The organism is Novosphingobium sp. 18050 (assembly GCF_902706195.1).
In the GTDB taxonomy this organism is placed as follows: Bacteria; Pseudomonadota; Alphaproteobacteria; order Sphingomonadales; family Sphingomonadaceae; genus Novosphingobium.
This window is the reverse complement of the sequence record NZ_CACSJO010000068.1, coordinates 1-1813: the sequence shown is the minus strand read 5'-3', so window position 1 is coordinate 1813 and position 1813 is coordinate 1. Positions and strand designations below refer to the sequence as shown.

The 1813-nt window shown below is 61.9% G+C and carries 2 protein-coding genes; both read left to right on the top strand.

Annotated elements, in window-relative coordinates; genetic code table 11:
- Positions 1-955 (top strand): transposase (locus tag GVL61_RS24380; RefSeq protein WP_200844959.1); only part of this gene is annotated, 955 nt, incomplete at its 5' end.
- A complete protein-coding gene (gene istB / locus GVL61_RS24375) occupies positions 945-1724 on the top strand; it encodes an IS21-like element helper ATPase IstB (RefSeq protein WP_159983860.1) in 780 nt (259 codons plus the stop codon). The genes GVL61_RS24380 and istB, both read left to right, overlap by 11 nt.
- Positions 1725-1813: the final 89 nt, after the last annotated feature.

Sequence of the window (1813 nt, the reverse complement as noted above, 5' to 3'; positions counted from 1 at the left end):
CGTGCCCCAGCGCGGGATCTTTGACAATATGAGGACCGCTGTCGACAAGATCGGGACCGGGAAGACACGGCAGGTCAACGCGAGGTTTGCCGCCATGGCCAGCCACTATCTGTTCGAGACCGACTTCTGCAATCCGGCCTCAGGCTGGGAGAAAGGGCAGGTCGAGAAGAACGTCCAGGACGCTCGGCGCCGGTTGTGGCAACCGATGCCCAGCTTCCGCGATCTGGCTGAGTTGAACGCCTGGCTGGAAGAACAGTGCATCGCCCAATGGGGCGAGATCCAGCATGGTGTCATGCCCGGCACCGTGGCCGATGCGCATGCTGAGGAAGTTTCCTGCCTGATGCCGCTGGGCAGGCCCTTCGATGGTTTTGTCGAGCAGACCAAGCGCGTGTCGCCAACCTGCCTCATCGCCTTCGACCGCAACCGCTATTCCGTTCCGGCATCCTTCGCGAACCGGCCGGTCAGCTTGCGGGTCTACCCGGATCGCCTGGTCATCGCTGCCGAAGGCCAGATCGTGTGCGAACATGCCCGGCTCATCGAGCGTTCCCATCACAGGCCGGGTCGCACAATCTATGACTGGCGGCATTATCTGGCGGTGGTCCAACGCAAGCCCGGCGCCTTGCGTAATGGTGCCCCCTTCCTCGAGATGCCCGAAGCCTTCCGGCAATTACAGGGCCATCTCCTCAGGCGCCCGGGTGGCGACAGGGAGATGGTCGAGATCCTGTCTCTCGTTCTGCATCACGACGAGCAGGCTGTCTTGCATGCAGTCGAGTTGGCTCTGGACGCCGGTGTCGCCACCAAGACCCACGTTCTCAACGTGCTGCATCGCCTTATCGACGGCAAGGCGCCGCCAGCAGCACCAATCGATGCGCCTCAGGCCTTGCGCCTGACGCAGGAGCCCAAGGCCAATGTCGATCGCTACGATACGCTCAGGGAGATCCGCCATGCGTCATGATCCTGCCAGCGCCGCGGTCGTTGTTATGCTGCGCGGCCTCAAGATGTTTGGCATGGCGCAGGCCGCCGGCGACCTGATCGAGCAAGGCGCGCCTGCCTTCGATGCCGCCGTGCCGATGCTGTCCGGGCTCCTGAAGGCAGAGGTGGCCGAGCGAGAGGTCAGGTCCATCTCCTATCAGATCAAGGCGGCCCGCTTCCCAGCTTACAAGGATCTGGCAGGCTACGACTTTGCCGCCAGCGAGATCAACGAGCCACTCGTGCGCCAACTCCACCAGGGCGACTTCATGGAAAACGCCGACAACGTCGTGTTGATTGGCGGACCCGGAACCGGCAAAAGCCATATCGCCACTGCCCTGGGCGTCCAGGCCGTCGAGCATCACCGCAAGAAGGTCCGCTTCTTCTCCACGGTCGATCTGGTCAACGTGCTTGAGCAAGAGAAGACTGCGAACCGTTCCGGCCAACTGGCCGAGCGCCTGCTCCGCCTCGATCTGCTTATCCTCGATGAGCTGGGCTATTTACCCTTCAGCCCATCAGGTGGGGCCATGCTCTTCCATCTACTCAGCAAGCTGTACGAGCGCACCAGCGTCGTCATCACCACCAACCTGAGCTTCAGCGAATGGTCCGGCGTGTTCGGCGATGCCAAGATGACCACCGCGCTGCTCGATCGGCTTACTCACCACTGCCACATCCTGGAAACCGGGAACGACAGCTTCCGCTTCCGCGCCAGCACCGCTGCGCCCAAAGCGAGAAAGGAGAAGCCCGCATCTTGAACCTGCCGGTCAACGGCAGCACATAACTCATACCCACCCGGGTCAATTCTCAATGGTAATCCCGGGTCACATCTCAGTGGCAATCAACA